Annotated in this window: 29 protein-coding genes; 15 read left to right on the forward strand and 14 right to left on the reverse strand. The window is 67.2% G+C overall.

Annotated elements, in window-relative coordinates; genetic code table 11:
* Window positions 1-13 precede the first annotated feature (13 nt).
* Entirely contained in the window at window positions 14-157 is a 144-nt protein-coding gene (locus tag RQG82_RS17140; protein ID WP_311260006.1) for a hypothetical protein, read from the reverse strand.
* A gap of 92 nt (window positions 158-249) precedes the next feature.
* Here RQG82_RS17140 and RQG82_RS17145 point away from each other — a divergent pair, with 92 nt between their 5' ends.
* Both RQG82_RS17145 and RQG82_RS17150 read left to right on the forward strand, forming a co-directional pair.
* The gene (locus tag RQG82_RS17145; protein WP_311260007.1) at window positions 250-831 is read left to right on the forward strand and encodes a 1-acyl-sn-glycerol-3-phosphate acyltransferase; all 582 of its coding nucleotides are present in this window, start codon (window positions 250-252) and stop codon (window positions 829-831) included.
* Between the two features lie 106 nt (window positions 832-937).
* Entirely contained in the window at window positions 938-1,471 is a 534-nt protein-coding gene (locus tag RQG82_RS17150; protein ID WP_311260008.1) for a DUF6328 family protein, read from the forward strand.
* Between the two features lie 22 nt (window positions 1,472-1,493).
* Here RQG82_RS17150 and RQG82_RS17155 read toward each other — a convergent pair whose 3' ends face one another.
* Window positions 1,494-2,036 (reverse strand): DNA starvation/stationary phase protection protein, encoded by a 543-nt coding sequence (locus RQG82_RS17155; protein WP_311260009.1) that lies wholly within the window; start codon window positions 2,034-2,036, stop codon window positions 1,494-1,496.
* 97 nt (window positions 2,037-2,133) lie between these two features.
* Between RQG82_RS17155 and RQG82_RS17160 the strand changes: the two genes are divergently transcribed.
* From RQG82_RS17160 to RQG82_RS17170, 3 genes are all read left to right on the forward strand, one after another.
* On the forward strand, window positions 2,134-2,673 hold the full coding sequence (locus RQG82_RS17160; protein ID WP_311260010.1) for a GNAT family N-acetyltransferase: 540 nt from the start codon (window positions 2,134-2,136) through the stop codon (window positions 2,671-2,673).
* Between the two features lie 76 nt (window positions 2,674-2,749).
* On the forward strand, window positions 2,750-3,049 hold the full coding sequence (locus RQG82_RS17165; RefSeq protein ID WP_311260011.1) for a Fe-S cluster assembly protein HesB: 300 nt from the start codon (window positions 2,750-2,752) through the stop codon (window positions 3,047-3,049).
* Window positions 3,050-3,181: 132 nt separating this feature from the next.
* Window positions 3,182-3,526 (forward strand): LysR family transcriptional regulator, encoded by a 345-nt coding sequence (locus RQG82_RS17170; protein ID WP_311260012.1) that lies wholly within the window; start codon window positions 3,182-3,184, stop codon window positions 3,524-3,526.
* A gap of 3 nt (window positions 3,527-3,529) precedes the next feature.
* Here RQG82_RS17170 and RQG82_RS17175 read toward each other — a convergent pair whose 3' ends face one another.
* Window positions 3,530-5,194 (reverse strand): ABC-F family ATP-binding cassette domain-containing protein, encoded by a 1,665-nt coding sequence (locus RQG82_RS17175; RefSeq protein ID WP_311260013.1) that lies wholly within the window; start codon window positions 5,192-5,194, stop codon window positions 3,530-3,532.
* 139 nt (window positions 5,195-5,333) lie between these two features.
* On the opposite strand from RQG82_RS17175, the gene RQG82_RS17180 reads away from it, so the two are divergent.
* Complete coding sequence (locus RQG82_RS17180; RefSeq protein WP_311260014.1) at window positions 5,334-5,996, forward strand: hypothetical protein; 663 nt, start codon at window positions 5,334-5,336, stop codon at window positions 5,994-5,996.
* A gap of 31 nt (window positions 5,997-6,027) precedes the next feature.
* Here RQG82_RS17180 and RQG82_RS17185 read toward each other — a convergent pair whose 3' ends face one another.
* Both RQG82_RS17185 and RQG82_RS17190 read right to left on the reverse strand, forming a co-directional pair.
* The gene (locus RQG82_RS17185; RefSeq protein WP_311260015.1) at window positions 6,028-6,564 is read right to left on the reverse strand and encodes an isochorismatase family protein; all 537 of its coding nucleotides are present in this window, start codon (window positions 6,562-6,564) and stop codon (window positions 6,028-6,030) included.
* A gap of 5 nt (window positions 6,565-6,569) precedes the next feature.
* Window positions 6,570-7,133 carry an alpha/beta hydrolase gene (locus tag RQG82_RS17190; RefSeq protein WP_311260016.1) on the reverse strand — a complete coding sequence of 188 codons (564 nt, stop codon included), beginning with the start codon at window positions 7,131-7,133 and terminating at the stop codon, window positions 6,570-6,572.
* Window positions 7,134-7,382: 249 nt separating this feature from the next.
* Here RQG82_RS17190 and RQG82_RS17195 point away from each other — a divergent pair, with 249 nt between their 5' ends.
* A complete protein-coding gene (locus RQG82_RS17195; protein ID WP_311260116.1) occupies window positions 7,383-8,489 on the forward strand; it encodes a N(5)-(carboxyethyl)ornithine synthase in 1,107 nt (368 codons plus the stop codon).
* 138 nt (window positions 8,490-8,627) lie between these two features.
* Here RQG82_RS17195 and RQG82_RS17200 read toward each other — a convergent pair whose 3' ends face one another.
* Both RQG82_RS17200 and RQG82_RS17205 read right to left on the reverse strand, forming a co-directional pair.
* Window positions 8,628-8,783, reverse strand: coding sequence for a hypothetical protein (locus tag RQG82_RS17200; protein WP_153302151.1), 156 nt, complete (start codon window positions 8,781-8,783; stop codon window positions 8,628-8,630).
* 40 nt (window positions 8,784-8,823) lie between these two features.
* The gene (locus RQG82_RS17205) at window positions 8,824-10,590 is read right to left on the reverse strand and encodes a GNAT family N-acetyltransferase (RefSeq protein ID WP_311260017.1); all 1,767 of its coding nucleotides are present in this window, start codon (window positions 10,588-10,590) and stop codon (window positions 8,824-8,826) included.
* Window positions 10,591-10,674: 84 nt separating this feature from the next.
* On the opposite strand from RQG82_RS17205, the gene RQG82_RS17210 reads away from it, so the two are divergent.
* Both RQG82_RS17210 and RQG82_RS17215 read left to right on the forward strand, forming a co-directional pair.
* Window positions 10,675-11,454 (forward strand): alpha/beta fold hydrolase, encoded by a 780-nt coding sequence (locus RQG82_RS17210; RefSeq protein WP_311260018.1) that lies wholly within the window; start codon window positions 10,675-10,677, stop codon window positions 11,452-11,454.
* Between the two features lie 76 nt (window positions 11,455-11,530).
* A complete protein-coding gene (locus tag RQG82_RS17215) occupies window positions 11,531-11,821 on the forward strand; it encodes a hypothetical protein (protein WP_311260019.1) in 291 nt (96 codons plus the stop codon).
* A 60-nt stretch (window positions 11,822-11,881) separates the two neighbouring features.
* Here the strand turns inward: RQG82_RS17215 and ychF are convergent, their stop codons facing one another.
* Both ychF and RQG82_RS17225 read right to left on the reverse strand, forming a co-directional pair.
* Complete coding sequence (ychF, locus tag RQG82_RS17220) at window positions 11,882-12,955, reverse strand: redox-regulated ATPase YchF (RefSeq protein WP_311260020.1); 1,074 nt, start codon at window positions 12,953-12,955, stop codon at window positions 11,882-11,884.
* 59 nt (window positions 12,956-13,014) lie between these two features.
* A complete protein-coding gene (locus tag RQG82_RS17225) occupies window positions 13,015-13,761 on the reverse strand; it encodes a class I SAM-dependent methyltransferase (protein ID WP_311260021.1) in 747 nt (248 codons plus the stop codon).
* Window positions 13,762-13,820: 59 nt separating this feature from the next.
* On the opposite strand from RQG82_RS17225, the gene RQG82_RS17230 reads away from it, so the two are divergent.
* Window positions 13,821-14,414: an exonuclease domain-containing protein gene (locus RQG82_RS17230; RefSeq protein WP_311260022.1), complete on the forward strand. Its 594-nt coding sequence runs from the start codon at window positions 13,821-13,823 to the stop codon at window positions 14,412-14,414.
* Between the two features lie 44 nt (window positions 14,415-14,458).
* Window positions 14,459-15,826 carry a DNA recombination protein RmuC gene (gene rmuC, locus RQG82_RS17235; RefSeq protein ID WP_311260117.1) on the forward strand — a complete coding sequence of 456 codons (1,368 nt, stop codon included), beginning with the start codon at window positions 14,459-14,461 and terminating at the stop codon, window positions 15,824-15,826.
* A 2-nt stretch (window positions 15,827-15,828) separates the two neighbouring features.
* On the opposite strand, the gene RQG82_RS17240 is transcribed toward rmuC, so the two are convergent.
* Window positions 15,829-16,125, reverse strand: a complete 297-nt coding sequence (locus RQG82_RS17240; RefSeq protein ID WP_311260023.1) for a hypothetical protein — start codon at window positions 16,123-16,125, stop codon at window positions 15,829-15,831.
* 157 nt (window positions 16,126-16,282) lie between these two features.
* Window positions 16,283-17,269 (reverse strand): class II fructose-bisphosphatase, encoded by a 987-nt coding sequence (gene glpX / locus RQG82_RS17245; RefSeq protein ID WP_311260024.1) that lies wholly within the window; start codon window positions 17,267-17,269, stop codon window positions 16,283-16,285.
* Window positions 17,270-17,452: 183 nt separating this feature from the next.
* Between glpX and fbaA the strand changes: the two genes are divergently transcribed.
* A complete protein-coding gene (gene fbaA, locus RQG82_RS17250; protein ID WP_056376098.1) occupies window positions 17,453-18,481 on the forward strand; it encodes a class II fructose-bisphosphate aldolase in 1,029 nt (342 codons plus the stop codon).
* Window positions 18,482-18,541: 60 nt separating this feature from the next.
* On the opposite strand, the gene RQG82_RS17255 is transcribed toward fbaA, so the two are convergent.
* From RQG82_RS17255 to RQG82_RS17265, 3 genes are all read right to left on the reverse strand, one after another.
* The gene (locus tag RQG82_RS17255; protein WP_311260025.1) at window positions 18,542-19,081 is read right to left on the reverse strand and encodes a DUF6264 family protein; all 540 of its coding nucleotides are present in this window, start codon (window positions 19,079-19,081) and stop codon (window positions 18,542-18,544) included.
* A 281-nt stretch (window positions 19,082-19,362) separates the two neighbouring features.
* Entirely contained in the window at window positions 19,363-20,163 is an 801-nt protein-coding gene (locus RQG82_RS17260; protein WP_311260026.1) for an IclR family transcriptional regulator, read from the reverse strand.
* A complete protein-coding gene (locus RQG82_RS17265; RefSeq protein ID WP_396653636.1) occupies window positions 20,156-21,214 on the reverse strand; it encodes a 4-hydroxy-3-methylbut-2-enyl diphosphate reductase in 1,059 nt (352 codons plus the stop codon). The genes RQG82_RS17260 and RQG82_RS17265 overlap by 8 nt, the downstream gene beginning before the upstream one ends.
* A gap of 75 nt (window positions 21,215-21,289) precedes the next feature.
* On the opposite strand from RQG82_RS17265, the gene xseA reads away from it, so the two are divergent.
* From xseA to RQG82_RS17280, 3 genes are read left to right on the forward strand one after another with little or no spacing between them, the layout of a single operon-like run.
* Window positions 21,290-22,582: an exodeoxyribonuclease VII large subunit gene (xseA, locus tag RQG82_RS17270; protein WP_311260028.1), complete on the forward strand. Its 1,293-nt coding sequence runs from the start codon at window positions 21,290-21,292 to the stop codon at window positions 22,580-22,582.
* A 31-nt stretch (window positions 22,583-22,613) separates the two neighbouring features.
* Window positions 22,614-22,853 (forward strand): exodeoxyribonuclease VII small subunit, encoded by a 240-nt coding sequence (locus RQG82_RS17275; RefSeq protein WP_311260029.1) that lies wholly within the window; start codon window positions 22,614-22,616, stop codon window positions 22,851-22,853.
* On the forward strand, window positions 22,850-23,488 hold the full coding sequence (locus RQG82_RS17280) for a DUF4245 family protein (protein WP_311260030.1): 639 nt from the start codon (window positions 22,850-22,852) through the stop codon (window positions 23,486-23,488). Before RQG82_RS17275 ends, RQG82_RS17280 begins: the two co-directional genes overlap by 4 nt.
* The last annotated feature ends 2 nt before the right edge of the window (window positions 23,489-23,490 follow it).

A 23,490-nucleotide genomic window follows, 5' to 3' on the forward strand; every position in this document is an offset into this window, starting at 1 on the left:
CGGCGTCTGATCGCTACTGCGTCTTCGGCGCAGGGAAGTGGCAGACGCCGCCGCTGCAGTACCCGGCGGCGTCGTCATCAAGCAGGTTCGGAGTTCCGGTCAGCGGCTGAAGCACGGTCGGTGCGTTCTGCTCGGCGGAGTCCTGTGTCTTGGCCATCATTCGATCGTACGCCTGTGTCGACGGGATGGCGCGAAAAACCCTTGCCGCACGACAGCGGCGCGACGGGAGTTCTGCCCTACGGTTGACGAGTGCTCAAACGACTCCTCGCCCGCCTCTTCTGGGCAGTCAGCCGCTGGACCCTCACCGCCGAGGCGACGCCTTCGCGACCCACCATCCTGATCGGTGCGCCGCACACGTCGAACTGGGACTTCGTGCTCATGCTGGCGATCGCGTGGCGGCTCGACATCGAGGTGCATTGGCTCGGCAAGAACAGCCTGTTCCGCGGCTGGCGGGGCCCGATCATGCGGAGCATCGGCGGCATCGCGGTCGACCGCGCCGACCCCGCCCGAGTCGTCAACGACGTCGTCGACCAGGTGCACTCCGGCAGCGTCTTCGGTCTCGTGATCACGCCCGACGGCACTCGTGGAGGCAACGAGTACTGGAAGTCCGGCTTCTACCGGATCGCGAGAGAGACCGGGATGCCGGTGACACTCGGATTCGTCGACCGCACCACGATGACCACCGGTCTCGGCCCCACCCTCGAGCTGACGGGTGACGTCGCCGCCGATATGGACAGGATCCGTGCGTTCTACGCCGACAAGGCCGGCCTGCGTCCGGAGCGCCGCACGACACCCCGACTGCGCGAGGAGCAGCCGAGTCAGGACAGCTGACTCCTCGACTCACGCCGCAGCGTCAACGATGACCTGCACACGGGTGTGATCGAGCCGACGCGCAAGTGGCTGGACAGGATCCGAGGCCTCCCGCGAGACTGGCGGCATGGAACCCGATGACCGACCCGCGCACTCCGCGGAGCTCGACGACCGCCGCGACGGACGCGATGAGACGCGCAACGAGCGAGCAGACCGCAACTGGGAGGAGCTGCTCCAAGAACTGCGCGTGATGCAGACCGGCACCCAGATCCTCACGGGGTTCCTGCTCGCCGTGGCGTTCACTCCTCGATTCGAGGATCTGGACGAGTTCCAGCGAGACGTCTACGTGGTGCTCGTGGGTCTCGCCGCGGTGGCCACGATTCTGGCATTGGCACCGGTGGGCATGCATCGGGCGCTGTTCGGCCGGCGCCGCAAACCCGAACTCGTGCGGGTGGCCGCTCGAATCGTGAAGATCGATCTCGTGGCGATCGCCGCGCTCACGATCGGCGTCACGACCCTCATCATCGACTTCACCGTCAACCGAGCTGCGGGGCTCATCGCACTCGTGTCGTCGTTGCTGGGCGTGCTCCTGCTCTGGCTCGTCCTCCCCCGCCTCGTTCGGCGCGAGGCCGACCGAGGCGGGGTGAACGACGAGGCCTGACCGAGGCTCCCCCGTCTGCGGATCAGCGACCGGCCGGGGTGCGGTTCTCGGCGCTGACCATCCAGGCGAACTGCTCGAGGCTCTCGAGCACGGCATGCAGGATGTCGGCGGATGTGGGGTCTTCTTCGTCGACCGCATCGTGCACGTCGCGGATCGTCGCCACAACGGCATCCAGACGCGCGGTCACGAGATCGATCGTGTCGGTCGTCGACACCTCGCCCATCGGGAACGCCGGAAGCGACGTCGACTCTGCGATCGTGTCGGTGCGTCCGTCGGGCACTGCGTGCAGCGCGCGCATGCGCTCTGCGACCGTGTCGCTGAACGTGCGCGCGGCGTCGATGATCTCGTCGAGCTGTCGGTGCGTGTCCCGGAAGTTGCGGCCGACGACGTTCCAGTGCGCCTGCTTGCCCTGCAGCGAGAGCTCGATCAGGTCGACGAGCACCAGCTGCAGATTGGCGGCGAGCGTCGCCGATGCCGTGAATCCCTGCTCGGCGTTCTGTCGTCTGGTCGTCTTCGCTCCGCGCTTTGATGCGTTGGCGGTCTTGGACGCGGTCTTCTCAGCCATGGAGTCCTCCTGGGGTTGGGAACTGCGAGGTTAGCTCCGCGCGCGGCCCGGATCGAGGGGGTTGACAGTCCCCCCGGTCTCATCAGATCGTGGCGCAGTGACGAATTCAGAGACAACACAGACGGACATCGACGAGAACGCATCAGACGTGGTGATCGGGCCCGTCTCAGAGTCGGATGCGGGTGAGGTGCTCACCCTTCAGCGAGCGGCGTTCGTCTCGGAAGCGCAGATCTACGGCAGCGCCGACATGCCTCCGCTGACCCAGACCCTGCCCGAGGTCGAGGCCGAGCTGCGGTCGAGCAACGGGCTGACGGCGCGGAAGAACGGCCGGCTGGTGGGGGTGATCCGATTCGTCGAGGCCGACGGAGTGCTGCTGATCGGCCGGATAGCGATAGCTCCCGACGCACAGGGCGAGGGCATCGGGCGCACCCTGCTCGACGCGGCCGAGCGCTCATCGACGGCGGACGTGGCCGAGCTCTTCACCGGCAGTCTCAGCGAGGCCAACATACGTCTCTACAAGGCCTGCGGCTATGAGGAGGCGGAGCGGGTGCCCCAGGGCGACGGCACCGAGCAGGTGTTCCTGAGAAAACCTCTGCATCAGGTGGGAGACCCCTCTGAACCGGGCGCGTCGGGTTGAATCGCGCCGAGGTGTGAGGAATCGTGGCCCGGACACGCCGCACCCGCGTCGTGACAGCAACCGGAAGGAGAGTCTCGTGCTCACCCTCACCGATAACGCCACCGCAATCGTGAACACCCTCGTCAGCCGTCAGACCGACGCCACCGACGCAGGCCTTCGCATCCACTCCACGCCTGCCCCCGGACCGGACGGAGGCGCACGCCTCGCGGTCCTCGTGACGCCGGACCCCGAGCCGGATGATCGAGTGGTCGAGGTCTCTGGCACCCGTCTGTTCCTCGACGAGGCCGCTGCTGCCGCGCTCGACGACAAGGTGCTCGACGCCGGCGTCGACGACGAGGGCTCCGTCTCCTTCGCGGTGCTTCCGCAGGTCGCCTGACCGAGAGATTCACCGGATGCCGCGGCTCATCGAGCCGCGGCATCCGTGCGTGTGGGGCGGCCGTGCACTCGCCTCGCGTAGGTTAGATGGGGAACCGCGATCGTCGCGGATTCAGAAGGATCGTTCACCCGCATGAAGCTGGCATTGCTCCGTCGCTACGTCGTCCTCGCCAAGACGCTGCACTTCCCCCGAGCCGCCAAGCAACTGGGCATCCCCCTGGCATCGCTCTACACCTCTCTCGACAAGCTCGAGGACGAGGTCGGGCACACTCTGATCAACCGCGAAGGGACACCGCGGCTGACGAACGTCGGCGAGCTGTTCCTCGTCGAAGCTCAGGCGACTGTGGCCGCTGCTCCCCCGCCTGCGCCGAAGACGGCCGGCCCAGCCGGCGGCAAGGCGAAGGCGTCGAAGGGCAAAGGGCGCGCGCCAGTCGTGAAGGGCCAGCCGAAGCCGTACAAGAAGCGTCAGGGGCGCTGAGCCTCAGAGCTCGCTCACCTGGCCGTTCTCGACGCTCCAGCGACGGTTCGTCTGCACGGCCTCCAGCATCCGCCGGTCATGCGTCACCAGCAGCAGCGTGCCCGCGTACGACTCCAGCGCCTGCTCGAACTGCTCGATCGCCGGCAGATCGAGATGGTTGGTGGGTTCGTCGAGCACCAGCAGGTTGACTCCGCGAGCCTGCAGCAGCGCCAGCGCCGCCCGGGTGCGCTCGCCCGGAGACAGGGCGCCCACGGGGCGAGTGACGTGGTCGGCTCGCAGGCCGAACTTGGCCAGCAGGGTGCGCACCTCCGCCGATGACAGCTCGGGAACCAGAGCCTCGAACGCGTCTGCGAGCGCCGCGTCGCCGATGAGCAGCGAGCGGGCCTGATCGATCTCGCCGATCTGCACGCTGCTGCCGAGACTCGCCGTCCCTTCGACCGGTGCCTGCCGCCCGAGGAGAGCTCGGAGCAGGGTCGACTTGCCCGCTCCGTTGGGGCCGGTGATCCCGATGCGATCGCCGGCGTCGATCTGCAGCGACAGCGGCCCCATGACGAAGGTCCCCTGCTGGAACACGGCACCGCTGAGCGTCGAGACCACGCTGCTCGATCGAGGCGCCGAACCGATCGTGAATTCCAGCTGCCATTCCTTTCGAGGCTCTTCCACCTCGTCGAGGCGCGCGATCCGGCTCTCCATCTGACGCACCTTCTGCGCCTGCTTCTCGCTCGACTCGGCCGACGCCTTGCGCTTGATCTTGTCGTTGTCCGGCGACTTCTTCATCGCGTTGCGCACGCCCTGGCTCGACCACTCGCGCTGCGTGCGGGCCCGGGAGACGAGGTCGGCTTTCTTGTCGGCGAACTCGTCGTACTTCTCCCGCAGGTGCCGACGCACGACCGCACGCTCTTCGATGTAGGCGTCGTACCCGCCGCCGTAGAGACGATTCGATCCCTGCGCGAGATCGAGCTCGAGCACACGAGTCACGCTGCGGGCCAGGAACTCACGGTCATGGCTCACGAGCACGACACCGCCGCGGAGTCCGCGGACGAAAGACTCGAGTCGGTCCAGACCGTCGAGGTCGAGATCGTTGGTCGGCTCATCGAGGAACACCACGTCGAAGCGCGACAGCAGCAGTGCCGCGAGGCCGACACGAGCAGCCTGACCGCCCGACAGCCCGGTCATGAGCGCATCGCTCGCAACGCCGCTCCCGCTCGGGAGCCCGAGGTCGGCGAGCACCGCAGGAATGCGTTCGTCGAGATCGGCCGCGCCGCTTGCGAGCCACCGGTCGAGCGCCAGAGAGTATGTGTCGGCCGGGTCTGTGCCCGCCGGCGCGAGAGTCGGGTCTCCGAGTGCCGCCGCAGCCGCATCCATCTCGCTCGTCGCCTTCGCGCAGCCGGTGCGGCGCGCGATGTATTCGGCGACCGTCTCGCCTTCGACGCGCTCGTGCTCCTGAGGCAGCCAGCCGACGAACGCGTCGGTCGGTGCGAGCGAGATCGACCCTCCCATCGGCGCATCCACTCCGGCGAGAAGGCGGAGCAGCGTCGACTTGCCCGCTCCGTTCGCACCGACCACGCCGATCACGTCGCCGGGAGCGACCGTCAGATCGAGCCCCTCGAAGAGGATGCGGTGGCCGTAGCCGCCCGCCAGGTTCTGGGCGACGAGGGTGGCGGTCATCAGACCATCATCTCAGGCCCGCATGGGGTCATCGATCGCCGCGCCAGCTCACCCGCACCATCCCGGGGATGAATCACACTTCGGCAACGCCGCGGTCGGCGTGATCTCTGCCCGATTCGCGACATATACGCTCGAGAGCATGCGCCACCCCACTCCGATCCTTTTCGCCCTGGGAGTCACCGCCGTGCTGCTCGCCGCCTGCGCACCCCAGGCTTCTCCTGGAGCATCGACTCCCCGGCCGACGATGACCGCATCGCCGAGCGCCACCACCCCGCCATCGGCACCCGCTCGCATCGTCGTCCTGATCGACGGACTCGAGTATGTCCACGGCGAGGACACCGCGACGGCACCCTACGACGACGCCCAGGCCGTGCTAGAGCTGTTGAAAGAGGCCACCGGAGAGCTCCCGGATCCGACCGAAGTCGAAGACCTTCCCGGGTACGAGATGAACCTGGTCAGCTACGCGTGGGATGGACTCACCGTCGTCACCGACACGGGCGGCACGGGCCGTGCCCGCGTGGTTGTGAGCGCGGCGGATGTCGATGGCTCTCCCGTTGTGACCGAGGAAGGACTCTCCGTCGGTGCTTCGCGCAGCGACCTCATCGATGCCGGCGGATGGGATGGCTGGGACGAGAACGGCGACGGTATCGCCGACTACCTCGGCGTGGGCCATCAGGAGGCTCCGGGAACGACCTCCCTGAGCCGCCCGGGCGAGACCGGCATCCAGTATGTGATGTTCGCCCTGACCGACGACGTCGTCACGCGCATCAGCGCTCCTGCGAACGACTACAGCGACCTCTGAGCCACGGGATCAGGCTCAGGCGCGATCGCCCTCAGAGAGCGACCTGATCGTGCGTCGCGATCCCGAACTCCTGCTTCGGGTAGCGCAGTCCTGAGAAGTACATGTTGGTGTGTGCGACGATCTGCTCTCCCGAGATCGGCACGCCGTCCCACTCGGTGTCGACGGTGGTGTGGGCATCGCTCACGAGCGTGACGTCGTACCCCTCGGCTGCCGCGCGCTGCATGGTGGTGCGCACGCAGAAGTCGGACTGCGCGCCGGTGATCACCAGTCGGGTCGCCCCCAGCTCGTCGAGTGTCGCGCGCAGAGTCGTGTCGGCGAACGAGTCCCGATAGGCCTTGCGCACTAGTGGCTCGCCCTCTGCACGGTGCAGAGGAGCCGCCAGCTCCCACTCAGGGGTGCCCACGCCGACGGGGTCGTGATGCACCCAGACGACGGGCACTCCGACTGCGCGAGCTCTGTAGACCAGGGCCGCGGCGCGGGAGAGCACGCCCTGCTCGTCGAAGCAACCGGGTGTCACGCCGGCCTGCAGATCGATCGCGAGCACGACCGTGCGGCCAGGTGCTGCCATCGGGGTCAGTCCCAGTCCAGGTATTCCTCGATGATCACGCCGGTCTCGATCGGGTGATGCATCGGGAACAGGTGGTCGCCCGCGATCGTCTTGATGCTCGACCGGTCGGGGATCGTCGCCTGCAGCGCTTCGGCGTTGGCCGCGGGGGTTTCGACGTCTTCGGTTCCCTGCACGATGAGCACGGGGATCGCCGGTGCGACCGCGATGTCGACGTCCTCGACACCGAGCAGCAGCAGGCCGTTGGCCCGGTCGCTGTGCGCTGCCACCAGTGCCCGTGCGATCGTCCCGCCGAAGCCGTGACCGCCGACCCAGGTGTCTTCGATGCCGACGTGATCGATCACGGCGATGACGTCCTCGACGCGCTCGTCGAGTGTCGCCTCGGACTCCGACCGGTGTCCGATCCGCAGCACGTGGAAGCCTGCCTCCTCGGCGAGGTAGTGCGCGGCGACGCCCAGGACGTCTGCAGCGAGCCCCTGCTCCTGGATCAGAACCAGCTTCACAGGGCCGTCTCCCTCGTCCACGAAGGGGATGGCGCGGCCCTCTGGCTCGAAGATCTGGGTATCGGTCATGCGCGCGCGGCTCCTCGTTCGGCTGTCAGGGATCGACATCAAGCGTAGCCCGAGCAGGATGCGAAGATCGGCCCCACGCGACGCCCCGCTCGCCCGGGGGCATAGAGTCAGGGCAGGAGCTGACCCTGGTTCCCCAAAGATGGGAACCCGTTGTCCGACACGACACGCTCGTCCGCAGTTCGCACCTCACCCTCGACTTCGACCGCGACGGAGGGGCTTCTGACCCTCGGTGTGCTGGCGAACTCCTCGATGGAGAACGAGCGACGCCTCCCCATTCATCCCCGTCACCTCGATCGCATCGACGCGGACATTCGTGCTCGCATGATCGTCGAGCGCGGCTACGGCACCGACTTCCAGCTCGAGCCCGGCTACGTCGAAGCCCGCGTGGGACGAGTCGCCGAGCGCGCAGAGGTGCTCGCCTCCGCCGACGTCCTGCTGCTGCCCAAACCGCAGCTCGCGGACGTCGCCGAGATCGCCGACGGGCGGATCCTCTGGGGCTGGCCGCACTGCGTGCAGGATGCGGCACTCACGCAGACCGCGATCGACAGCCGCCTCACACTGATCGCGTTCGAGGCCATGAACCACTGGACCTCACAGGGCGACATGAGTCTGCACGTCTTCCACAAGAACAACGAGCTGGCCGGTTACTGCTCGGTCATCCATGCTCTGAGCCTCGTCGGTTCGACCGGCGACTACGGGCCGCGACTTCGCGCCGTCGTCATCGGTTTCGGCGCAACGGCACGAGGCGCAGTGACCGCACTGAACGCGCACGGAGTCCACGACATCGAAGTCCTCACGCAGCGCGGGGCAGCGGCGGTGGGCTCTCCCATCCACAACTCTCATCTCACCCAGCTCAACACCGACGACGGGCCCACGCACCTCAGCACAGTCGAGACGGAGGACGGCCCCGTGCTCCTCCCCGATTTCCTGGCGACGTACGACATCGTCGTCAACTGCACCCTGCAGGACGTCGCAGCGCCGTTGACGTATCTGCGGACCGAGGACCTCGACCGATTCGCATCGGGCAGCCTGATCATCGACGTCTCCTGCGACGAGGGCATGGGCTTCGAATGGGCCATCCCGACGTCGTTCGACGAGCCGATGTTCACGGTCGGACAGGGCGTGAACTATTACGCGGTCGATCACAGCCCGTCATACCTGTGGAATTCCGCCACGTGGGACATCAGCGAGGCTCTGCTGCCCTTCCTCCGCACCGTGCTCTCCGGTCCCGAGGCATGGGCTGAGAACTCGACGCTCACACGCGCGATCGAGATCCGCCAGGGAGTGATCCAGAACCCCAGCATCCTGAGCTTCCAGGGCCGAGACGCCACCTACCCGCACCCACTCGTCGCGTAGCGAGTGTCCGAGCTTCGCAGACGGCGACGGCAGCCGCCGTCACCGGGTCCGAGGCGAGATCAAGACCGTGCGCGTGGCCTTGCGCGACCACGCGTGCCAGGCACGCGCCACGGCCTCACCCCAGCCTCAGACGCCTTCTCACTCGGAATGATCGCTGCGGTCTTCGAGGTCGGGTTCCGTCCGCAGCACATCGGCGATCTCCTCCTCCGGTCGCGGCGCGACGGTCTCGTCGAGTTCGAGTTCCGGGACCGACGGCTCGTCCGGGGCGGGTATGTGCACATTGTGATCAGACACGGCGAAGTCCTTCGGTCGGCAACACGGCTAGCGTACGCCGCTAGATGTGCCGTTTCAGCCCGACGTGGGCAGTCTGATATCCGAGTCGGGTATAGAAGGCGCGAGTCCGATCCCGTGCTTCGTCTGTGGTCACCTGCGCCAGTCGCGCGCCCCGCGCGCGACCGAATTCGTGTGCCCACTCGAGCATCGCCGTGCCCAAGCCCCGCGACCGCTCCCCCGGCGCAACCCGCAGTCCCTCGATCTGCAATCGGGTCGAACCACCGCGCGAGAGGCCGGGGATGACGGTCAGTTGCATCGTGGCGACCATCTGGTCGGCAGCGTCGCGGACAACCCCCAGATAGTGGGAACTGTCGCGAGCGACCGCGCTGAAGGCCGCCTCATATCGCTCGAGCTCGACGCTCTCACGGTCCGAGCCGAACTGATCATCGAGCAGCAGCGCGGCGATGGCCTCGATGTCATCACGGCTCGCACGCTCGAGTCGGAAGGTCCGGTCGGCGACCTGCAGTCGCCCACGGACAGAGGACCGCGCGTCCGCCTGCAGTCTGGCGACCAGCAGGTCGAGCCATCCGCCGACGTTGGCGCGAGCCTCAGCGGTGTCGGGATAACGGCATCGCAGGTGCAGGCCCGACTCATCGAGGATGAACCACAGCATGACGCCGTCGGTGTCGGTCGCCGCGCTGACATATTGGGCGTCGAGCGCGACGGAGTCGATTCGCACAGGCAGCCTGCGCAGGTCCAGCCACGAGATCGCGAACATCCCGGGCGCTACGGGCATGCCACCCCACGGAGCGAGTACGTCGGCGAGCGGCCATGCACCGAGTTGCACCGCCTCTTTCACCGCGGCCGCCGCCGCGCGCGGCTCGGCGACGTCCGACTCGAGGACGGAGTTGGTGATGAACCAGCCGACCGAATCATGCCAAGTGTCCTCGAAGCGGCTGTGCACGGGAAACACGGCTCGAAGCGGGGTACCGGCCAACTCGCGGGTCACCGCCGTCATCGCGACCACTGCGCGTGCGAGGGTCGAGACGCCGTCGTCACGGGCCTGCGCAGCAAATGCCGCGGCGTCGTCTACGTCGAACACGTCGCGCACTTCCACGCGCTCACGTTGCGGCTCTGGCGCGCCCAGTGGCAACGGGAACTGCGGCATCACACCGCCGCTGTCCTCGATGATGTCTTTCCATCGCCGACGCACGTGGTCTGGGGCAGCATCCCGATCGAGCAATGCTTGCGTGTGTTCGACGAACGCCGGCGCCGCCCCCGGCGTCGGCTTCGCGCCCGCCCTCCCCACTTCGAGCGCAGACAGCAGGTCGCGCGCGATCACCAGCATCGACCACATGTCGACGTGCGCGTGGTCCGCCGCGATCACGACCGTGAGCCCCGCGGCAGTCTCCAATACGCACAGCCGGTGCGAAGGATGTTGGTACGACGAACACGCCGCATCGAGAACGTCCCGCAACGCATCGTTGACAGCCTGACCGGGGGCGACCTGATGCTCGACCCAGCTTCCGGGGCCGATCTCGACCTCGTGAAGCACCGGATCGCCGTCAGCACCGGGCGCGAATGCCGATCGCAGCGTGCCGTGGCGAGCGACGACAGACAGCCAGGCATCGGCGATCGACTCACGGCGAGTCGGTGCGGGCAGCCGGAAGGACAGCGCCATCCAGGAGCCTGGTCGATCGCCAGCCCCGACGTGGATCCGCTGATCGAACGACACGGGGAGGCGTCGTCCGAGCGCAGACGCGCTGACGTCGTAACCCCAGAGCCGTCCGAACGGGAGGCGGAGGTGCGTGACGTTGGTCAGTCGCATGGGCAGTACCTTATCGCCCCCAGATAACCTGAAAAATCCACGACTGCCCGACCCGACGCGGTGAGTCACCGATCGAGGAGCCCGATGCCCACTTTCGAGGTAGCCGGAGCCGAGCTGGCAGTCGCCCTGAGCGATGAAGGCGGACACCCGGTCGTCCAGCTGCACGGCCTCACATCGAGCCGGGCCCGCGATCGAGTGCTCAATCTCGACCTCGGTCGAGGGCTCAGCGGAACTCGACTGCTGCGATACGACGCACGCGGTCATGGCCGGTCGACCGGGCGGAAGGTTCCCGAGGACTATCGCTGGCAGAACCTCGCCGAGGATCTTCTGCGGTTGCTCGATCACTGGTTCCCGGGCGAACGCATCCACGGAGTCGGTCCCTCCATGGGCGCCGCGACCCTCTTGCACGCTGCGTCGCTCGAGCCCGACCGCTTCACCGGGCTCACACTCATGGTGCCGCCCACTGCGTGGGAGACCAGGCCCGGTCAAGCCGCGATCTACCGAACGGCCGCAGCGCTCATCGAATCCGACGGTGTGGAAGCGTTCCACGCCGCCACGCGTGGATCGACACCACCCCCGGCCACCGTCGGTGCTCCGGAGACGTGGCCCGACGTCGCCGATGCTCTCCTGCCGTCGTTGCTCCGCGGCGCGGGTATCAGCGACCTCCCCGCCCCTGAGGCCGTGGCGCGAATCGATGTGCCGACGACGATCCTGGCGTGGGTGGATGATCCGGGCCACCCGCTGTCGACCGCCGAATCCCTCGCTGTACTGCTCCCGAACGCGACTCTGACGGTCGCGCGCACCCCGGCGGATGTCGAAGCGTGGCCCGAGGTCTTGCGTCAGGACGTCGACGGTCGGGGCTAGACCGGCTGTTCGCGCCGAGTGATATCTTCATGCGGTGAGGCCAGAGTTCCGGGATACCGCAAACGCGGCTTTCGTCGTGACCATCGTCGTGGACATGCCGATCACCAAGCTCCATGCGCTGGACGTCATCGCTTTCGCGGCGGACAGTGCCATCGGAGACGCACGCACCGCGTCCCCTCGGGTACCGCTTTCGTCCAACGCCTGGGCAGAGGTGCAGATACCACGCTTTGCCGATCCGCCGCCGATCGCCGTCGACGTCTGCTCTGACGCAAGCTTCGAAGTCGCGCGCGCTGCCGCCGACCGCCTTGCGGAGGCATTGGTTCAGGTCGGCTGGACCGTGCGTGCTCGACGTAGCGACGAGACCTGATTCGCGACCCGCGGCTTCGTACGAGCCGCACCCGATCTCAGCACTCGGGCAGGACCCCGCTCAGTTGTTGAAGCGGAACTCCACCACGTCGCCGTCCTGCATGACGTAGTCCTTGCCCTCGAGGCGGGCCTTGCCCTTCGAGCGGGCTTCGACGACGGAGCCGGTTTCGACGAGGTCGTCGAACGACACGATCTCGGCCTTGATGAAGCCCTTCTCGAAGTCGGTGTGGATGACTCCGGCGGCCTGCGGCGCCTTGGATCCCTTGGGGATCGTCCACGCGCGCGCCTCTTTGGGTCCGGCCGTGAGGTAGGTCTGCAGACCGAGGGTGTCGAAGCCGATGCGGGCGAGCTGGTCGAGACCGGACTCGTCCTGGCCGGTCGACGCGAGCAGCTCTGCAGCATCCTCGGGGTCGAGGTCGATCAGCTCGGACTCGATCTTGGCGTCGAGGAAGATCGCCTTCGCAGGAGCGACCAGAGCGGCGAGCTCGGCCTTGCGGGCATCGCTGGTGAGCACGCCCTCGTCGACGTTGAAGACGAAGATGACCGGCTTGGCCGTGAGAAGCCCGAGTTCACGGATCGGGGTCAGATCGATGCCGGCGACAGACAACAGCACACCGCGCTCGAGAGCATCCTTGGCCGCGTTGGCGGTCTCGAGGACGACGGGCTCGATCTTCTTGCCGCGCACCTCCTTCTCGTACCGCGTGATCGCCTTGTCGACGGTCTCGAGGTCGGCGAGCATGAGCTCGGCGTTGATGGTCTCCATGTCGGATGCCGGGTTGACGGCGCCGTCGACGTGCACGACATCGTCATCTGCGAAACCACGCACGACCTGGGCGATCGCATCGGCCTCGCGGATGTTCGCGAGGAACTTGTTGCCCAGCCCCTCGCCCTCGCTCGCGCCGCGCACGATGCCGGCGATGTCGACGAACGACACCGCAGCCGGCAGGATGCGCTCGCTGCCGAAGATCTCAGCGAGCTTGTCGAGACGCGGATCGGGAAGGTTCACCACCCCGACGTTCGGCTCGATCGTCGCGAACGGATAGTTCGCTGCGAGCACGTCGTTCTTGGTCAGAGCGTTGAAGAGGGTGGACTTGCCGACATTGGGCAGGCCGACGATTCCGATAGTGAGAGCCACGGGGTAGGAGTCTACCGGTCGTGGGCGCGACCATCCTGCGGGATGCCGCTGGCGGCCCCTCAGTCCCGCACGGCGCGGAACGCGTGCGTGACGTAGGGCAGCTCGATCATGCCGTCGGCGACCCCGAGTTCATCGAAGAGCCGGTCCATCTGCCGGAGGATCTCCTCGCGCTCTTCTGCGGGCGCGGAGATCAGGTAGCTGCGCGAAAGCGCCATCTGGTGCAATTGCGTCCTGGTCATCGACCGGGTCCACTCCCAGCGCTCCGTCTCGACCTGGCCGAACGGCGCTTCGATGCGCGGCCCCTCGGTGCCAGGACCGTTCACCAGGTTCTCCGCCGGGCTGCTGTGCATGATGTCGGTCAAGCGGCGCACCCAGTCCGTGCGCTCATCGCGGATGTTCCAGATCAGCCCCAGCACTCCCCCGGCGCGGACGACCCGGCCGATCTCCGCGGACGCGGCGACCGGCTCGACCCAGTGCCATGCCTGGCCAAGAACGACGGCATCGGCGCTCGCGTCTGGCAGCGGCATCCGTTCGGCAGAACCCTGGAAGGTCGGGATGCCGGGAACGCTGCGGCGCAGGGCGGCAAGCATCTCAGGATCAGGGTCGACAGCGACGACCTCGGCATCCGGAGCCTGGGCCAGCACTCTGGTGAGCTTGCCCGTTCCGGCGCCGACGTCAGCGATCCGGCGGGTTCCGTGCGGCATGCGCTCGAGCATCCACGCGACCGCCTCGAAAGGATAGTCGGGTCTTCCGGCCTCGTAGTTCGCGGCTTCGGCGCCGAAGGATGTCGCTCGGTCGGTACTCATGTCGCCAGCCTACGGCGAGTCATCCTGGGGCGTCTCGGATGCCGGGAGAGAGTGGGGATGTGCCATTGGACTTCACCGCTATCGACTTCGAGACGGCGAATTCCAGCCCCGCCTCCGCCTGCTCCGTCGGCCTCGTGCGTGTGCGCGACGGCCGGATCGTCGCGACGGCCGGATGGCTGATCCGTCCGCCGGCAGGGCACGACGAGTTCCAGGAGTGGAACACGAAGATCCACGGCATCCGTGCGCACGACGTGCTGGACGCAGCCACCTGGTCGGATCAGTTCGACCGCCTGTGCGCCTTCGCGGGCGCCGACGTGCTGGTGGCGCACAACGCCGGCTTCGACCTCAACGTGCTCCGCCGCGCGTCGGAGGCCACCGGTGGCGACTGCCCGCCGTATCGCTCGCTGTGCAGCCTGCAGGTGGCACGCAAGACCTACGAGCTCGAGTCCTACCGGCTCCCGAAGGCCGCCGAGGCTGCCGGCTTCACCGGCTTCTCGCACCACGACGCGCTCGCTGACGCGCTCGCCTGCGCCCACATCATCATCGATGCCGCACGCAGGAACGGCGCGTCCGACGTCTTCTCCCTGGCCGACGCACTCAAGCTGCGCGTGACCGACCCGGTCGTCGCGACTCCGGAGCGCGCAGTCGCCTGAGTCGCAACGGACGAATGTCCGTGGCCGAGCGCATCATGGAGCACATGGATGCTCTCACGCTCGTTCTCCTCCTGGCCGCGCTCGTGGCCGGGGCCGCAGTGGGATGGTTCCTGCACGGCTCGCGCGGTGCGGCGGATCTCGCCCGCACCGAGGCAGAGCTCGCCGCCGCCCGAGACGATCGCGACCGACAGTACGACCTGTATCGGGATGCCGTCGAGCACTCAAGAATCGAGCAGCGCGCCGAAGCGCAGCGCGTGCAACAGCAGAATGCCGTGCTCACGGCACTCGCCCCCGTTCGCGAGAGCCTGCAGCAGATGCAGCAGAAGGTCTCGGCCATCGAGCAGGAGCGGCATGCGCAGTTCGGCTCCCTCGCGGAGCAGCTCAGGCGAGCGCAGGAGTCCGACGAGGCGCTGCGATCGACGACCGAGTCACTCGCCGGAGCCCTGCGGTCGACAGCCACACGCGGCGTCTGGGGCGAGACCCAGCTGCGCCGCGTCGTCGAGGCCGCAGGGCTGATGCGTCACGTCGACTTCGACCTGCAGTCGACGATCTCGTCAGACCGGGGTCATGGCCGCCCCGACATGGTGATCCGCCTGACCGGCGGCACGTCGATCGCGGTCGACGCGAAGGTGCCGCTCGACGCCTATCTCGAGGCTTCGGCGCTGCCGATCGGAGACGCTCACGAGGCTCAGCGTCGTGTGCACATGCAGAAGCATGTGAAGGCCGTGCGCGCCCACATCGACGCACTCGCCAAGAAGGCCTACTGGTCGGGTCTCGACGCGAGCCCCGAGTTCGTCATCTGCTTCCTGCCGAGCGAATCGCTCCTCGCGGCGGCCATCGACGAAGACCCGACGCTGCTCGACTACGCCTTCAGCAAGAGGGTGGCGCTCGCATCGCCGGTGAACCTGTGGGCGGTGCTCAAGACGGTCGCCTACAGCTGGACGCAGCAGGAGGTGTCGACCGAAGCACGAGCGCTCTTGAATCTGGGGACGCAGCTGTACGACCGACTGGGGGTGCTCGCCGGTCATGCAGATGATCTTCGCCGTGCGCTCGAGCGCACGGTCGACAGCTATAACCGGTTCGCCGGCTCGCTCGAGAGCCGGGTGCTCGTGACAGCTCGGCAGTTCCCCGGCATCAGTTCTTCGACACTCGACTCGGCTCCACCCGCGGTCGCCGCACAGACCCGACGATTCACCGCGCCCGAGCTCATGATCGACTCGGAGAAGGATCGCGACTCGAACGTCGGCATCCACCACACCGGCATCCACCACACCGACAGCGACGCCTCCGAGGAGCCGGGTTCATCGATTCAGGCAGACGTCGGAGACGTCCGGTCTCGCCTCGGCAACGGAGATTCGGCGCAGACTGGATCAGTCTTCGGAGCGATCGACCCCGAAGAGACCCGGAACTGAGGTCAGGCGGCGCCCGGTACGCCGCTGAGCAGGAGGATGACGAGGCCGCTGGTCACGACGAAAGCGCCGATCATCCACCAGGAGCTGACTTCGTGCCCCTCATCGAGGCGCTTTCGGAACAGCACGTCGGCGCGGCGAGCGGGGTCGGTGACAGTGGTCTTGACCACAGGCGGCGCCGGAGTCCCTGTCGGAAGAGGCACACCGGCCTCATCGACGTTGATCCGCATGATTCGACCGGTGGGCGTCGTCACGATCTTGGTCGGCGCGGCCTTGGAACCATTCGTGTGCTGCGTTGTCATCGGTCTGCCCTCCTGTGCCTGCGGTGCCTGGCGGCTCCGTCGACGGCGACAAATCCAGTGACAATTGTGACACGGACGCGCGAGAAACCTCGGCTCGGCGCTGCGCACGGCGGTACCGGGTCGGTAACGATGACCGGTTCCGCTCAGATCTCAGAGATCAGAGCCACTTCGAGACGAGGTGCTCCGAGGCGATCCTCCGAAGGGTTCCCGACGCACCGCGCAGCACGACGCTCTCGGTGTAGATGTATCCGCCCTCTCGGCGCACGCCGGCGACAAGCTGGCCATCCGTGACGCCCGTGGCGACGAAGATCGTGTTGTCTCCGCGCACGAGGTCATTGGCTTCGTAGACCTTGTCCATGTCGAGGCCCGCATCGATGCCACGCTGACGCTCGTCGTCGTCGCGAGGCCAGAGCCTCCCCTGGATGTGCCCACCGAGCGCCTTGATGGCACACGCCGTCACGATTCCCTCGGGGCTGCCTCCGATGCCCACGCACATGTCGGTGCGGGCGGCATGCCTGGCCGCATTGATGCCACCGGCGACGTCGCCGTCGCTCATCAGTCGCGTACCGGCGCCGGCATCCCGGATCTCCTGGATCAGCTGCTCATGACGGGGACGGTTCAGCACCGATACGACGATCTCGTCCACCGGCTTTCCGAGAGCTCCCGCGAGCTTGCGGATGTTCTCGCCGATCGGAAGGCGGATGTCGACAACCCCGACGCCGGCGGGCCCCGTGACGAGCTTGTCCATGTAGAAGACGGTCGACGCGTCGAGCATCGATCCTCGGTCGGACACCGCGATGACGGAGAGCGCGTTCTGGCGCCCCGCCGCAGTCAACGACGTGCCATCGATAGGGTCGACCGCGATGTCGCACTCCGGGCCACTGCCCGTACCGACTTCCTCGCCGTTGAAGAGCATCGGCGCGTTGTCCTTCTCACCCTCGCCGATCACGACACGGCCCTGGAAGGCCACGGTTCCGAGGAAGGCACGCATGGCATCGACGGCTGCACCGTCGGCCGCCTCCTTCGCGCCGCGACCGATGAAGGGAACAGCACGGATGGCGGCTGCCTCAGTGGCCCGCACCAGCTCCATCGCGAGATTTCGATCGGGACGAAGGGGGCTCAGATCCGCTGTAAGACTAACCATGCGGTCAGCCTAACCATTCGGCGGGTCTGAAACGCCTGTTTTCGCCCGAGACCGGACGAAGGAACCTCGATTCTTAACGTGGGCGCAGGAGGAGGTGGTCGGCCGATCGGCTCCGACAGCATCCGACAGTCAGCCCCGATAGAGTGACTGCTGTCCCGGCTTCCCCAAATCGCAGGAGTTCTCATGCCCGTCGCCACCCCGGATCAGTACGCCGAAATGCTCGACCGCGCGAAGGCCGGCGGCTTCGCGTATCCGGCTTTCAACGTCTCCAGCTCGCAGACCATCAACTCGGTCCTCCAGGGCCTGACCGAGGCAGGTTCCGACGGAATCATCCAGGTCACCACCGGTGGAGCGGACTACTTCGCCGGCCACACGGTCAAGGCACGCGCGACCGGCGCACTCGCCTTCGCCCGCTTCGCGACCGAGGTCGCGAAGAACTACCCGATCACCGTCGCGCTGCACACCGACCACTGCCCGAAGGATGCCCTCGCCGGCTTCGTCGAGCCGCTGATCTCCGCCTCTGAAGAAGAGGTCAAGGCCGGACGCAACCCGATCTTCCAGTCGCACATGTGGGACGGCTCGGCTGTCCCCCTGGCGGAGAACATCGAGATCGCCAAGGATCTCCTCCCCCGCATGAAGAACATCAACGCGATCCTCGAGGTCGAGATCGGCGTCGTCGGCGGCGAGGAAGACGGTGTCGCGCACGAGGGCTCCAACGACGCGCTCTACACGACTTTCGCGGACGTCGACCAGGCCGTGCAGGCTCTCGGCCTCGGCGAGCAGGGTCGCTACATCGCCGCTCTCACCTTCGGCAACGTCCACGGTGTGTACAAGCCCGGCGGAGTGAAGCTGCGCCCCGAGCTCCTCGGCGAGATCCAGCAGCAGGTCGCCGCGAAGTACAACACCGGCCCGAAGCCGCTCGACCTCGTCTTCCACGGCGGCTCGGGCTCGACCGACGACGAGATCGCCCTCGCGGTGGCCAACGGCGTCATCAAGATGAACATCGACACCGACACGCAGTACGCGTACACCCGTGCGATCGCGGACTACATGTTCAAGAACTACGACGGCGTCCTGAAGGTCGACGGCGAGGTCGGCAACAAGAAGCAGTACGACCCGCGCGCCTGGGGCAAGATCGCCGAGACGGCCATGGCCGCTCGCGTGATCGAGTCCACGCGTCAGCTCGGCTCGTACGGACAGTCGAAGAGCTGATCCGTTCCGCATGACAGATGCCCCCGGCCGATCGGCCGGGGGCATCTGTCGTTCAGGCGGTCACTGCCCGGCTGTCTTGGCGACGAAGTCGATGAAGGCGGGGTCGTTCATCAGCGGGATCGAGGCGCAGACGGACGCCACAAGCAGAGTGATCGCCGCGCCGACGAGCGGCACCCACCAGGAGCGCTTGCCGGTGCGCAGGCGACGGATCGAGAAGAAGGCGGTCAACGACCAGCCGACGGCGAGGACGATCGCGGCGATCGTGCCCCAGGTCCTGCCCTGAGCGAAGTTCGTGAACTCTCCGTCGACGCCGAGCACGCTCATCATCTGATTCATCGCGGTGGAGAAGTCGAGGTATGACAGGCCCGTCATGACCACGTTCACCAGACCGTAGGCGAGCAACGCGATCGTCACGAAGCGATCGACCGGACGCGGACGCGCGGCGGCCGAACCTGTCGGGGCGCTGTCAGCCTGAGCGGGCTGGCTGGTGGGAGCACCGACCTCGGTGGTCGGCACGTCGCCCAGCGGAGGCAGGCCCGCTGCCCTCCGCTGCTCTTCGAGGGTGGCGATTTCGCCGTACTGCGGCCGCTGGTCCGTCATGCCAGCATGCTAGTCCGATCGGCTAGGAGGTCCTCACAGGGAGCACCTCAACCGCCCGCACATGATGGCGGCCCCGGAGGAGTGGGGACTCCTCGGGGCCGCGGACTCGGAACGCTGGGGACGCTCGTCATCCAAGTGGGTCGAGGAACGCTGGGGACGTTCCACCACCAGTAGCGCCGAATGCACAGACGACTACAACTCACATGTTATGGAAAGCGTGTGCCCGAGCACCAGTGGCACTTCTTCAGATAGTGAAGACGCAGACGCGTGAGCGGCGAGCGTCAGAACGAGGGCGCGAGACGAGAGGCGCTATCCCCCAGCGCGTCCGCACCCAGCTGCAGCGACAACCGCCGTGCCACCAGTCGGAGCTTCTCGACGAGACCGCCATCGAGCCGCGGATGGCCTACCGGAAGCGAGACGGCGAGCGACGCCCTGATGTTCGGAGCGATCACCGGAACGGCGACACAGGCATTGCCGATCGCGTATTCCTCACAGTCCACGGCGAATCCTCGGGAACGCTCGAGCGCCGTCAGCAGAGCCTGCGGGTCTCGTATCGTGCGGGACGTGAGCTGCTCCAGCGGGTGGCGCGAGAGATAGTCCATCCGCTCCTCGCGACTCAGGTCCGCGAGGATCTGCTTGCCGAGCGCTGTCGCGTGCGCGCTCGAGTCGAGACTGATCGACAGGTCGATCCGCGGGCTGCGAGCAGCATCCACGATGTCGACGAGGTGCAGCTCACCATCGTTGTAGCGGGAGAGGTAGGCCGTCGCGCCCACCTCCTCGGTGGCGCGGCGCAGCGCCACGCGGACATGGGCGAAGAACACCCCGCCCGCGTCGGACCGCGACCGGAACGCGGGGAAGTTCTCGCCGAGGACCACACCGTCAGGCTCACTCACGAGATACCCCTCATGCATCAGCGTCCGCACGAGGTTGTACGTCGTCCCGGGAGTGAGACCCGTTCGCGCCGCGAGACTCTTGACCGGTACGGGACGTGGCGAGTTCGCCACGATGTCGACCAGTCGGAGCGCACGCTGAACCGAGCCGATCAGCGTCGGTGCCGCCTCAGTGGCGCCACTGTCACGCATTCCCACTGGAGGAACGACCTCCCAGCGCACGCGCGTCGCGCTGGCCCGCAGCATCCTGCCGCAATTCCTTCGGCAGCGAGAACATCAGGTCCTCTTCCGCCGTCTTGACCTCTTCGACGTCGCGGTATCCGGCTCCTTCGAGCGCCTCGAGCACCTCATGCACGAGGACCTCGGGAACAGAGGCGCCGCTGGTGACGCCGACCGTGGCGACACCGTCGAGCCACTCCTGCTTGACCTCTTCGGCATAGTCCACGCGATAGGCGGCCTTGGCGCCGTACTCGAGTGCGACCTCGACCAGTCGAACCGAGTTCGACGAGTTCGACGAACCGACGACGATCACGAGATCGGCGTTCGCGGCGACCTTCTTGATGGCGACCTGACGGTTCTGCGTCGCGTAGCAGATGTCATCGGACGGCGGATTGTGCATCTCGGGGAACCGAGCCCGCAGGCGGTTCACCGTCTCCATTGTCTCGTCGACCGACAGCGTGGTCTGCGAGAGCCAGACGACCTTCGAGGGATCCTTCACCTGCACGGTGTCGGCTTCGTCCGGCGAGTTCACGATGGTCACGTGCTCGGGGGCTTCCCCGGCAGTACCCTCGACCTCTTCGTGGCCTTCGTGGCCGATGAGGAGGATCTCGAAGTCGTCGCGGGCGAATCGGACGGCCTCGCGGTGCACCTTCGTGACCAGCGGGCAGGTCGCGTCGATCGCGTGGAGCCCTCGGTCCGATGCCGCCTCGACGACGGCAGGCGAGACACCGTGCGCGCTGAAGACGACATGCGCGCCCTCGGGAACCTCGTCGACCTCCTCGACGAAGATCGCGCCCTTGTCTTCGAGCTCGGTCACCACGTGGATGTTGTGCACGATCTGCTTGCGCACGTAGACGGGAGCGCCGTAGCGCTCGAGGGCCTTCTCGACAGCGACCACAGCGCGATCGACGCCGGCGCAGTACCCGCGCGGAGCGGCGAGCAGAACGCGCTTGTTCCCCACCACCGGGTTATCCTGAAGCCGCCCGGCCGCCCCACGTACTCGTGGAACGCGCGGAAGGGGCAGATGAACGGCAGTCGAGGTCACCTCTGAATTCTACCGCCGACAACCTGAGCAGGAGCGGGAAGGTGCATTGAGCGGATGACGGTCTTCGAAGCCTCGACGAGCCACGGCGAGACTCCACCGGCGGATGCGGTCGCTCCGCGCGACTCATCGGCCGACGCTCCGACGTCGGTCGCACGCCTGAACGGCACGATCCGCGACTTCGTCGCCCGCTGGAACACCGTGTGGGTCGAGGGCGAGATCACCTCCTGGAATGTCCGCGGCGGCAACATCTTCGCCCGCCTCAAGGACACCCGCTCCGACGCGCAGATCTCGATCCGGATCTGGTCGAGCGTGCGCCCGCGCATCCCCGGCGACCTGGCAGTGGGCGATCATGTCGTGGCCGCGGTCAAGGCCGACTACTTCGTGAAGGCCGGCGACTTCAGCTTCGCCGTCTCCGCGATGAAGCACGTCGGTCTCGGTGATCAGCTCGAGAAGCTCGAGAAGCTCCGTCTGCAGCTGCGCCAGGAGGGCCTGTTCGACCCCTCGCGCAAGAAACGCCTGCCCTTCCTTCCGCACGTGATCGGTCTGATCACCGGCGAGAAGTCCGATGCCGAGGAGGATGTGCACCGCAACGCGGAGCTGCGCTGGCCCCAGGTGCGGTTCCGCACCGAGTACGCCGCCGTGCAGGGCGACCGGTGCGTGCCGGAGACCCTCGCAGCGCTGGCGCGTCTTGACGCCGACCCCGATGTCGACGTGATCGTCATCGCCCGAGGCGGTGGCGACCCGCAGACCCTTCTCGGATTCAGCGACGAGCGACTCGTGAGGGCAGTGGCTGCAGCATCCACTCCGATCGTCAGCGCGATCGGACACGAGAACGATCACCCGCTGCTCGACGACGTCGCCGATCTGCGTGCCTCGACTCCGACGGATGCCGCGAAACGCGTCGTACCCGACGTCAGCGAGCAGAGGGCTCTGATCGCCCAGCTGCGCTCTCGAGCGACGACGAGACTGACGCAGCGGCTCTCGCACGACATCGCGCAACTCGAGCAGCTGCGCTCGCGCCCCTCGCTGCGGTCTCCCGACCCGATCATCGACTCGCGGTCTCAGGACGTGTGGCTGCTGCTCTCTCGCGGACGCGACACGATCACGCGCCAGCACGATGCGGCGGGCCGAGCGACCAGCGAGCTGCGAGCCTCGCTGCGAGCGCTCTCTCCTGCTGCCACGCTGTCGCGCGGCTACGCGATCGCTCACCTCGACGGCGGAGTGATCCTTCGGGACGCCGCGGATGCTCCGGCGGGCAGCCAGTTGACGATCACCGTCGACCGCGGCTCTCTCGCGGCGCGTTCGGAGGGCGAGATCGAGGAGGCACCGGTGCCCCGCTCCGGCTGATCGTGTCCTGCGCACGGCGTAGGATGGAGGCGTGAGTGCGCTGAACGACACCCCCGTGGACACGCTGTCATTCGAGGCCGCTCGCGACGAGCTCGTGAAGGTCGTCTCCGAACTCGAACAGGGCGCTCCGACCCTCGAGCAGTCGCTCGCTCTCTGGGAGCGCGGCGAGGCACTCGCCGCTCGCTGCGAGGAATGGCTGCTCGGCGCGAAGCGTCGCCTCGATGCCGCGCGCGCGACGTCAACCGGCAGCGCCGACGGAGACGAATCGTGAACAAGCCCGCTCCCATCGTCGCCGAGCTCGGGCGCCCGGAGACCCCCGAGGAGACGGCCGCACGCAAGGCCGCCTCGAGCAAGGCCTATCGCTCGAGTCAGACCGTGCGCAGTCTGGTGGCCGCGCTGATCGTCACGCTCGCCATCGTCGCGGTGATCGTGCTCGCGGTTCCGCGCGGAGAACCTGCGACCACGCAGAAGATCGACGTGGTCGGCATCGCCGCCGACGTGGAATCCACCATGGATCGCCCGGTGATCGTGCCCGACCTCGCCGACTTCTGGCGGGTCAACACCGCCGAGCTCACGAGCGGCGACACCGTGGTCTGGGACGTCACCCTGGCACCATCCGCCGAGGAAGAGCGCGGATTCATCAAGCTCGCCCAGGCCTTCGACGCCGACTCCTCATGGGCCCCTCAGCGCCTCAACGGCACCGCGCCCACCGACACGACGTCGATCGGCGGTCTTGAGTGGGATGTCTATGACCTCGGCGATGCCGGCGCGAAGCAGAACCTCACCTACGCCATCGGCACCCAGTCGGGCGACGACTACCTGCTCCTGTACGGCTCACGTTCCGCAGACTCCACCGCGGAACTCGCCGAGTCTCTCGTCCCCCAGATCCGCGACCTCTCGGAGTGACC

Origin of the sequence: Microbacterium sp. WCS2018Hpa-9, assembly GCF_031843745.1 — a bacterium.
GTDB lineage: Bacteria > Actinomycetota > Actinomycetes > Actinomycetales > Microbacteriaceae > Microbacterium.

Bases quoted from the DNA above. Each gene is read 5' to 3' on its own strand.
- RQG82_RS17140 (WP_311260006.1), bottom strand. From the start codon at position 157: ATGGCCAAGACACAGGACTCCGCCGAGCAGAACGCACCGACCGTGCTT.
- RQG82_RS17150 (WP_311260008.1), top strand. From the start codon at position 938: ATGGAACCCGATGACCGACCCGCGCACTCCGCGGAGCTCGACGACCGC.
- RQG82_RS17155 (WP_311260009.1), bottom strand. From the start codon at position 2,036: ATGGCTGAGAAGACCGCGTCCAAGACCGCCAACGCATCAAAGCGCGGA.
- RQG82_RS17170 (WP_311260012.1), top strand. From the start codon at position 3,182: ATGAAGCTGGCATTGCTCCGTCGCTACGTCGTCCTCGCCAAGACGCTG.
- RQG82_RS17175 (WP_311260013.1), bottom strand. From the start codon at position 5,194: ATGACCGCCACCCTCGTCGCCCAGAACCTGGCGGGCGGCTACGGCCAC.
- RQG82_RS17180 (WP_311260014.1), top strand. From the start codon at position 5,334: ATGCGCCACCCCACTCCGATCCTTTTCGCCCTGGGAGTCACCGCCGTG.
- RQG82_RS17185 (WP_311260015.1), bottom strand. From the start codon at position 6,564: ATGGCAGCACCTGGCCGCACGGTCGTGCTCGCGATCGATCTGCAGGCC.
- RQG82_RS17190 (WP_311260016.1), bottom strand. From the start codon at position 7,133: ATGACCGATACCCAGATCTTCGAGCCAGAGGGCCGCGCCATCCCCTTC.
- RQG82_RS17195 (WP_311260116.1), top strand. From the start codon at position 7,383: ATGGAGAACGAGCGACGCCTCCCCATTCATCCCCGTCACCTCGATCGC.
- RQG82_RS17205 (WP_311260017.1), bottom strand. From the start codon at position 10,590: ATGCGACTGACCAACGTCACGCACCTCCGCCTCCCGTTCGGACGGCTC.
- RQG82_RS17210 (WP_311260018.1), top strand. From the start codon at position 10,675: ATGCCCACTTTCGAGGTAGCCGGAGCCGAGCTGGCAGTCGCCCTGAGC.
- RQG82_RS17225 (WP_311260021.1), bottom strand. From the start codon at position 13,761: ATGAGTACCGACCGAGCGACATCCTTCGGCGCCGAAGCCGCGAACTAC.
- rmuC (WP_311260117.1), top strand. From the start codon at position 14,459: ATGGATGCTCTCACGCTCGTTCTCCTCCTGGCCGCGCTCGTGGCCGGG.
- RQG82_RS17240 (WP_311260023.1), bottom strand. From the start codon at position 16,125: ATGACAACGCAGCACACGAATGGTTCCAAGGCCGCGCCGACCAAGATC.
- glpX (WP_311260024.1), bottom strand. From the start codon at position 17,269: ATGGTTAGTCTTACAGCGGATCTGAGCCCCCTTCGTCCCGATCGAAAT.
- fbaA (WP_056376098.1), top strand. From the start codon at position 17,453: ATGCCCGTCGCCACCCCGGATCAGTACGCCGAAATGCTCGACCGCGCG.
- RQG82_RS17255 (WP_311260025.1), bottom strand. From the start codon at position 19,081: ATGACGGACCAGCGGCCGCAGTACGGCGAAATCGCCACCCTCGAAGAG.
- RQG82_RS17260 (WP_311260026.1), bottom strand. From the start codon at position 20,163: ATGCGTGACAGTGGCGCCACTGAGGCGGCACCGACGCTGATCGGCTCG.
- xseA (WP_311260028.1), top strand. From the start codon at position 21,290: ATGACGGTCTTCGAAGCCTCGACGAGCCACGGCGAGACTCCACCGGCG.